Source organism: Microcystis sp. M53598_WE2, assembly GCF_030067735.1.
GTDB classification, from domain to species: domain Bacteria; phylum Cyanobacteriota; class Cyanobacteriia; order Cyanobacteriales; family Microcystaceae; genus Microcystis; species Microcystis aeruginosa.
Genome location: NZ_JASJFE010000170.1, coordinates 1 through 8,260, shown reverse-complemented (window position 1 = coordinate 8,260; position 8,260 = coordinate 1). Strand labels below are relative to the sequence as shown.

Genomic DNA, 8,260 nt, shown 5'->3' with positions numbered 1-8,260 from the left:
TCACCATACTATCAAGAATGGTTCTATTCATAATGGAAAACCCAAACGTCAAGGTAAAGAATGTGGTCAACCGTTGGTGATCAATCCCACTAATAAAACCGTCTCTGACGAAACCAAACAATTAATTGATCAACTCTTGCTCGAACGAATTTCCTTGCGAGGAATTGCGAGAGTAACAGGGGTAAGTTGGTCATGGTTACAAAATTATGTCAACAATAAACTGGCGGCTGTTCCCCGTCAAGTAAAGGTTTCGGACAAACCAAAAGGTAAATTGTTTAGAGAATGTGATGAGATGTGGTCTTTGGTTTTTTCTAAGACGATAAAGGTTTATATTTGGCGGTTAATTGATAGAAAGACAAGGGAAATTATTGGTTGCTATTTAGGGTATGCTGAAAAAGTTTTTCCTGGGGACAGGGTGTGGGGTGTGGGGTGATGGGAGTTGGGAGTGCCGGAGTTGGGAGAATAAAGCTGCCTTTTGCATGAGTGCCTTTTGCCTTCAGAAGCTGATCACTGAAAAGACTCCCCAACACCCATCTCACCCCGGGGAAAACCGCTATAGAATAGAGAAAAAAGAGAATTGCGAGGAAAAAACTCTGTCTTTTAACCCGATTGTCATTCCCCCTTCCCCGGAAAATCCCGCTCGCTATCTAGTGATCATGCTGCACGGTTGGGGTGCAGATGCCATGGATCTGGCCCCCCTTGCATCGATGCTGGATCTAGCTGATTGTCAATTTTTGTTTCCCAATGCTCCCTTCGATCATCCCCAAGTGCCGGGGGGACGCGCCTGGTATGCTTTAGAAACCTCCGATTATCAAGGTTTAGTCCCTAGTCGTCAACAGTTGCACGATTGGATTATTTCCCTAGAAGCAACTACCGGTATTCCCCTAGAGCGGACTTTTTTGACCGGTTTTTCCCAAGGGGGAGCGATGACGCTGGATGTGGGTTTATCTTTACCCTTGGCGGGATTGGGTTCCTTGAGTGGTTATCTGCACGGTGAACCCCATCCCCAAGGCCCACAAAATGTCTTAATTGTTCATGGTAAGCAGGATCCCGTCGTTCCTATCGCTGCTGCTCGTCAAGCCAGAGATTTACTGCTTGGTTTGGGGGTTAACGTCGAATATCACGAGTTAAATATGGGTCACGAAATCCCGATTCCGGCACTGACTATTTTACGCCAATTCCTCCGCAATCGTCTAGAAACTGCATGAATAATGCTCGTCAGCTGGCTTTGCTGATTTTACGGGATATCGATCGCTCCTCCGCCTATCCCGATCGCGCTCTTGATCGCCATTTGTCCGCTAGTTCCTTAAATTGTCTTGACAAAGCCTTGACAACGGAGATTGTTTATGGTATAATCCGCCGACAAAGAACCTTGGATGCGCTGCTCGATCGCCTGGGGAAAAAAACCGCGGCCCAGCAACCCCCGGATTTACGGCGAATTCTCCATATTGGTCTTTATCAACTGCGTTATCTCTCCCAGATTCCCCCATCAGCGGCGGTGAATACGGCGGTAGAATTAACTAAAATCAGTCATTTAGGCAAATTAGCGGCGGTGGTTAACGGAATGCTGCGGCAATATCTCCGTTTAACTGCTAATGGCGACGATCCTTTACTTTTACCGGAAAATACCGCTTCTAGATTGGGTATTCTCCACAGTTTCCCCGATTGGTTGGTGCAATTGTGGTTAGATCGCTTTAGTGTTACGGAAACGGAACAACTGTGTCAATGGTTTAATCGCTCTCCTGACCTCGATATTCGGATTAATCCCCTGAAAACTAGCCTAGAAGCCCTAGAAAATGAGTTAGAATCAGCCAATATAACTTTTAATTATCTTAAGTTACCTCTAGCTTGCCGTTTAACCTCTGGTTTAGGCAATATTGAGCGTTTAGAGGGATTTCGAGCCGGAAATTACACCCTACAGGATATTAGCGCCCAATTAGTCACTTATCTCCTCGATCCCCAGCCCGGAGAGACAATTATCGACGCTTGCGCGGCACCGGGGGGAAAAACCACTCATATTGCCGAATTAATGGGCGATCGGGGTAGAATATTAGCCTGTGATCAAACGGCATCCCGTTTACGACAGTTAGAAGCCAATATTAAAAGATTAGACTTAAAAGCGATCGAAATACATCTAGGGGATAGTCGCGATCGTCCCCAGTGGCACGGCATCGCCGATCGTGTACTAATCGATGCTCCCTGTTCAGGATTGGGAACCCTGCACAAGCGTCCTGATATACGTTGGCGACAAACACCCGAAAATTTACCTGTACTAGCCAAACGACAGGGGGAACTTTTAGCCTCGGCTGCCACTTGGGTAAAACCGAAGGGAATCTTAGTTTATGCCACCTGTACTCTCGATCCGTTAGAAAATGAAAGAGTGATCGAGCAGTTTTTAGCGGCTCATCCCGATTGGAAAATGGCCACTCCTGACTCTAATTCATGCGTCTCAGAATACTATACAGAAACGGGAGCGATCGAAGTGTTACCCCATCGGCATAATCAAGACGGTTTTTTTATGGCTAAGTTAGTCAAGGAAGTGTGGGATGAAAAATAAACAATTACTGAAAATTCTCATCGGTGTTGCTTGGATTGATGGTGTCATTCAACCATCAGAAAGAAATTATTTACGACAGGTAGCTGTAAGGGAAAAACTTGATGATGATCCGGAGATAAAACCACTATTATCGGAACTAAAACCAGTTAAAACCAGTGAATGTTATCGATGGTTAGAGTCCTATTTAGGCGATAATCCTAGTCCAGAAATCTATCAAGATCTACTAACATCGATTAGCACTTTAATCTATAGCGATGACGACGTGGACGTACAGGAAGCAAAATTATTAACCAAAGTGCAGAGTTTTGATCCGACTCATGATAGCCATCGATCGATGTTAGATAAATTAGTGACGGGAATTCAGAAATTGTACCACAAAGCAATTACTGAAAGTAATTAAGGAGTAGCTATCAGTGATGAGCAGGTCAAAAATTTCCCCGATAAAAACTGATAGCTGATCCCTAGATTTTAGGTAATAACCGTTGGTTGTTCCCGTCCGGTAGATTGACGAATTTGACCGATTTCTTCGGCTAAATCAATTAAGGGTTGTAGGGCCTTTTGGGTGTCGATATCGTGTTTACTTGCGTCCGGTTCATAACTTTCTAGATAAACCCGAAGAGTTGCCCCTTTAGTTCCCGTACCCGATAGACGGTAAATAATCCGAGAACCATCGGTAAAACCAATGCGAATGCCTTGATTTTTACTCACACTACCATCCACGGGATCCGTATAGCTAAAATCATCGGCATATTCCACTTCATAGTTACCAAATTGTTTACCCTTAAGGTCTAAAACCAGCTTCTGGAGACGTGCCATCATCTCTTTTGCCGGTTCTAAGGCGACTTCTTCATAATCATGACGAGAATAGAAATTACGACCAAATTCTTGCCAATGACTGCGAACAATTTCCTCTACAGATTCCCCTTTAACTGCCAAAATATTTAACCAGAAAAGAACCGCCCATAAACCATCTTTTTCGCGAATATGATTGGAACCCGTGCCGAAACTTTCCTCCCCGCAAAGGGTTGCTTTCCCCGCATCTAACAAATTACCGAAGAATTTCCAACCGGTGGGAGTTTCATAACAGTCAATTCCCAGTTTAGCCGCTACTCGATCGGCCGCCGCACTGGTGGGCATCGATCGCGCCACTCCCGTGATACCATTTTGATAGCCCGGTACTAGATGAGCGTTGGCAGTCAGTACAGCTAAACTATCACTAGGGGTGACAAAAAAATTCCGACCGAGGATCATATTGCGATCGCCATCTCCATCGGAAGCAGCCCCAAAATCCGGAGCCTCTTGACCAAAGAGAATTTCTACCAGATCATGGGCATAGACTAGGTTAGGGTCGGGATGACCACCACCAAAATCCTCTAAGGGAATACCATTTAATACTGTACCTTTGGGCGCGCCTAAACGCTGTTCAAATATGGCATAAGCGTAGGGACCCGTCACCGCGTGGAGAGAATCCATGCACATTTTAAACTTACCTGAAGTGAGTAGGGCCTGAATGCGATCGAAATCAAAAATCTTTTCCATCATTTTGACGTAGGGAGTGACCGCATCGATCACTTCCACATCCATAGTTCCCAGTTTAAAGGAACTGGGGCGATCGAGATTAATATCGGCCCCTAAGAGGATTTTATAACTGCTAATCACCTTCGTCTCAGCATAAATTGCATCGGTGATATTTTCCGGGGCCGGTCCGCCGTTAGTAATGTTGTACTTAATGCCAAAATCCCCCTCCGGACCGCCGGGGTTATGACTAGCGGAGAGAACAATACCGCCAAAAGCGTTATTTTCACGAATTAACCCAGAAATAGCGGGAGTGGAGACAATACCATCGGTTCCCACGAGTATTCTACCGATACCGTTAGCGGCGGCGATTTTCAGGATAGTTTGAATAGCTTGACGGTTATAATAACGACCATCTCCACCGACAACTAGGGTTTGACCCTCGATACCGTCTAAAGTATTGAAGATAGCTTGAATAAAATTTTCCAGATAATGGGGTTGTTGAAAAACGGGAACGGATTTTCGCAATCCAGAAGTCCCCGGTTTCTGGTCACTAAAGGGTTTTGTGGCAACGGTTTCAATCGTCATAGTCTTTTCTTGATAGGCCGACGCAATTCTCAACTTAAGTATATAGCAGTAGGTTGACAGCCAAGAAATCAGCTAGGAAAGACAACAGCTGGGGAGTCCCCTGTGATACTAAATCCTGTTTAAAAAGTCTAGGAGAGTGGGGAGACCACTTCGTGCGCGTTGCGGGGGGAGATAGGGGAGTGGGGAGATAGGGAAGTGGGGGGAAGGGAAAACAAATAAAAATAGTCTCCTGAATACTGACTCCTGACGACCGACTCCTGATACTAAATCCGTTGAGTAACGCACAGAAAACGGGTTTCTCGGAGAAACCCGTTTTCTCCTCATGCAGAAGGCAAAACGGAGAATAAATAATCAGTTTTTAATAACTGGATTTAGTCTTAGCCGATAATTTAACCCGATTTGGGGGTATAAACCCCCAATAATCGCCAATTTTGGCTATATCGCTTAATCGGCCCCTTCAATCGGTGCAAATCCCTGACGTTGAATATTCTCGCTGATGTGACGAGGTTCTAGGAATTGCAGCAGATAATCGGGACCCCCAGCCTTGGAACCTACCCCCGACATCTTGAAACCCCCGAAGGGTTGACGGGAGACAATCGCGCCGGTGATTCCCCGGTTAATATAGAGGTTTCCTACTTCAAATTCCTGCGTAGCTCGGTTAATATGGGCAGGAGTGCGAGAATATAAGCCGCCGGTTAAAGCATAGTCGGTTCCGTTAGCTACAGCTAAAGCTTCCTCGAAATTGCTCACTTTGATAATCGCCACCACTGGACCAAAAATTTCCTCCATCGCTATTACCGCATCAGGGGGAACATTTTTAAAGACGGTGGGACTGACGAAGTAACCCACTTCTGGAATTGGCATTTCTAGGGCTAATTCAGCCTCTTTTTTACCAGTTTCGATATATTCCCGAATTCTTGCTTGAGCTTTCTCGTCGATAACCGGTCCTACTTCCGTACTCGGTAAATCCGTCGGCCCGATATTGAGGGACTTGGTAGCCTCGACAAAGCGATCCACAAAGCTATCATAGACGCTTTCCAGAACAATTATCCGCGAACAGGCGGAACATTTCTGGCCGGTGTAGCCAAAAGCGGACTTAACCGCACCGACAACGGCCTGATCTAAATCGGCACTCTCATCGACAATTAGGGCATTTTTGCCGCCCATTTCGGCGATAACTCGTTTTAGGTGTTTTTGACCCTTTTGCACGATAGAGGCATCTGTATAGATGCGACAGCCCACTTCTCGTGAACCGGTGAAGGCGATTAGGTGAACATCGGGATGGCTAACTAAATGCGCCCCCACTTGCGAACCTTTACCCGGGATATATTGGAAGACTCCGGCAGGAATACCCGCTTCTAGGAGAATCTCGGCAAATTTCGCCGTAATTACCGAAGAAGTCTCGGCAGGTTTCAATAGCGTGCAGTTACCAGCTACTAAAGCCGCTACTGTCATCCCCACCGCAATGGCTAGGGGGAAATTCCAGGGAGAAATCACTAAAGCAATACCCCGGGGTTGGTAGGAATAACGATTATTCTCACCTGCTACGTCGAAATTATGCCCTAAATCCAGTCTTTCCATCTCGGAGGCGTAATAACGGCAAAAATCGATCGCTTCTGACACTTCCGGATCCGCCTGTTGGATAACTTTGCCCACTTCCAAACAAATCCAGGCCGATAACTCGTGTCGTCGCGCTTCCATCAAATCCGCCGCTTTTCGCAGTATTTCGGCTCTTTTAGCCACTGGAGTGCGTTTCCAAGCGGGAAAAGCCTGTTTTGCCGCTATGATCGCTTTTTCTGCCTGTTCCACCTCAATTAAGCCCACTTTACCCACTATTTCCTGCGGGTTACAGGGATTAACGGAATTAATTTGAACATTGGTGGCGACGTATTCGCCGTTAATTAGGGGTAAATAGGTTTTACCGAGGGAATTTTTGACAAAAGTAAGGGCTTGACTCGCTTTATTTCGTAATTGCTCGTTGGCATAATCTGTATCGGGGGCATTAGGAAAACCGGGGATAATCGGGTTATCCTTGCCTAAAACCCGGGGGGCTGCGATTAAATCTTCCACGGGACGATCCTCCAAATTTTGCCTTAGGAAGGAACTATTAGCGGTATTTTCTAATAAACGGCGGATTAGGTAGGCCATACCGGGTAAGAGTTGTCCGTAGGGGGAATAAACCCGCACCCGATGACCCCGCTTCACTAACGCTTTGGCTAATTGGTCGCCCATGCCGTACAATACCTGCATTTCAAAGCGACGACGGGGAATTTCTAAACTTTCTGCGATCGCACAGGCCAAGGCTTGGGATCGCACGTTATGACTACCGATGGCGGCGTATAAATATTGATGATTTTCCAATAATAACTGCGTCATCCGTTCATAATTGGCATCTGTGGCCGATTTTTCGTTATATACCGGCTGTGGCCAGTGATTTTGCCGAGATTTAATCGTTTCCTGATCCCAGTAAGCGCCTTTGACTAGCCGGACAGTCAGGGGATAACCGCGCTTTTTGGCCCAATTAATTAAATCTTGTAAATCTTGGGCAGAATCTCTTAAATATGCCTGTAGGGTGATGCCAATATCGGTACGACTGCGAAATTCTTCTTCTAGGAGTAATTCTTTCAGGATAGCCAGGGTGAGGTTTTTATAAACGTACTGTTCCATATCAAAATGGACTGCCACCCCTAACTCCTGAGCGCGTCGCAACAGTAGGCGAATGCGATCGCAAACTTTCTCCTTACTACCAATCGGATCCATGGGATCAAACTGAGAATAAAAGGCAGTTAGCTTGACAGAAACCTGCACTTGTGGTAGTAAGTCGCCGTCCGCTTCATCAATTTGGCTAACTTTATTCCATTTGCTCGCTTCTTGAGCCAAATGGGTCATTAAATCCAGATAACTTTGTAGATAAACTTGGGTTTCCGCTTCAGTAATTACCGCTTCACCGAGGAGATCTATGGTAAAAGCCATTTTTTCCTTCCGCAGACGGGTGACAGTGCGAGTAATTTGCCCTAGGTCTTCCCCGGCGATATACTTACGAGCTAAGGTTTCTACGGATTTACTGATCAGACTGGCGGCCGTTTGAGCGGGTAAGGAGTTAGGATCACTAAAGTTGAGGATACTTTTCAGCGCACTGGGCAGTTCTACGGAAGCATCACCGAGGTATTGTTGGAGATGATTAGCGATCTCGGCATTACTGCGTAAAGCGGGTAAACAGTCAATAAAACGGAATAATTGTACTCGTAAATTGGGGTTAGACATTGCCCAATCGAGTAATTTATCATCCCAACGCATTTGATCCTGTAAAGCAGACCAAAGACCTTTTTTTTCCCGAGTTTCGGCTAAAAGTTGTCTAGCGATCTCTTGGGTTTTAGTTTCGTAGTTTTGAGTTGAGTCGATTTGGATAACCACGGCGATTCAAGTAAAAAAAATTATCAACGGGATTCAGCTTTCAGCAAGCTAAGGTAAGCCTTCAGGCTAAAATTCAGTTTTTGAGCTTTTTCAGCTGATTGCCGCTCTTAATGGCTCTTTTCTCTGGTTTATAACTCTTACCGAAGGACTAATCAAAGCTAATAACCGATCGATTTTGCTGAACAT

Annotated in this window: 5 protein-coding genes and 1 pseudogene; 4 read left to right on the top strand and 2 right to left on the bottom strand. The window is 45.7% G+C overall.

The genetic code is table 11. From position 1 onward, the window contains the following. From PX636_RS03785 to PX636_RS03770, 4 genes and pseudogenes are all read left to right on the top strand, one after another. A pseudogene (locus PX636_RS03785) lies at window positions 1-397 on the top strand (IS1-like element transposase); the annotation flags it as partial. A gap of 217 nt (window positions 398-614) precedes the next feature. Continuing rightward, window positions 615-1,208: an alpha/beta hydrolase gene (locus tag PX636_RS03780; protein WP_353853452.1), complete on the top strand. Its 594-nt coding sequence runs from the start codon at window positions 615-617 to the stop codon at window positions 1,206-1,208. Then, window positions 1,205-2,557, top strand: a complete 1,353-nt coding sequence (locus PX636_RS03775) for a 16S rRNA (cytosine(967)-C(5))-methyltransferase (protein WP_288116267.1) — start codon at window positions 1,205-1,207, stop codon at window positions 2,555-2,557. The genes PX636_RS03780 and PX636_RS03775 overlap by 4 nt, the downstream gene beginning before the upstream one ends. Continuing rightward, window positions 2,547-2,957: a tellurite resistance TerB family protein gene (locus PX636_RS03770; RefSeq protein ID WP_052276002.1), complete on the top strand. Its 411-nt coding sequence runs from the start codon at window positions 2,547-2,549 to the stop codon at window positions 2,955-2,957. Before PX636_RS03775 ends, PX636_RS03770 begins: the two co-directional genes overlap by 11 nt. A gap of 68 nt (window positions 2,958-3,025) precedes the next feature. Here the strand turns inward: PX636_RS03770 and PX636_RS03765 are convergent, their stop codons facing one another. Together PX636_RS03765 and pruA are read right to left on the bottom strand one after the other, a co-directional pair. Then, window positions 3,026-4,660 (bottom strand): alpha-D-glucose phosphate-specific phosphoglucomutase, encoded by a 1,635-nt coding sequence (locus tag PX636_RS03765; protein WP_002796000.1) that lies wholly within the window; start codon window positions 4,658-4,660, stop codon window positions 3,026-3,028. Window positions 4,661-5,104: 444 nt separating this feature from the next. Next, window positions 5,105-8,074: an L-glutamate gamma-semialdehyde dehydrogenase gene (gene pruA, locus PX636_RS03760; protein ID WP_288116266.1), complete on the bottom strand. Its 2,970-nt coding sequence runs from the start codon at window positions 8,072-8,074 to the stop codon at window positions 5,105-5,107. Window positions 8,075-8,260: the final 186 nt, after the last annotated feature.

What these genes read in the sequence shown, in the direction of transcription:
- PX636_RS03775 (WP_288116267.1), top strand. Translation starts at nt 1,205, where the DNA reads ATGAATAATGCTCGTCAGCTGGCTTTGCTGATTTTACGGGATATCGAT.
- PX636_RS03770 (WP_052276002.1), top strand. Translation starts at nt 2,547, where the DNA reads ATGAAAAATAAACAATTACTGAAAATTCTCATCGGTGTTGCTTGGATT.
- PX636_RS03765 (WP_002796000.1), bottom strand. Translation starts at nt 4,660, where the DNA reads ATGACGATTGAAACCGTTGCCACAAAACCCTTTAGTGACCAGAAACCG.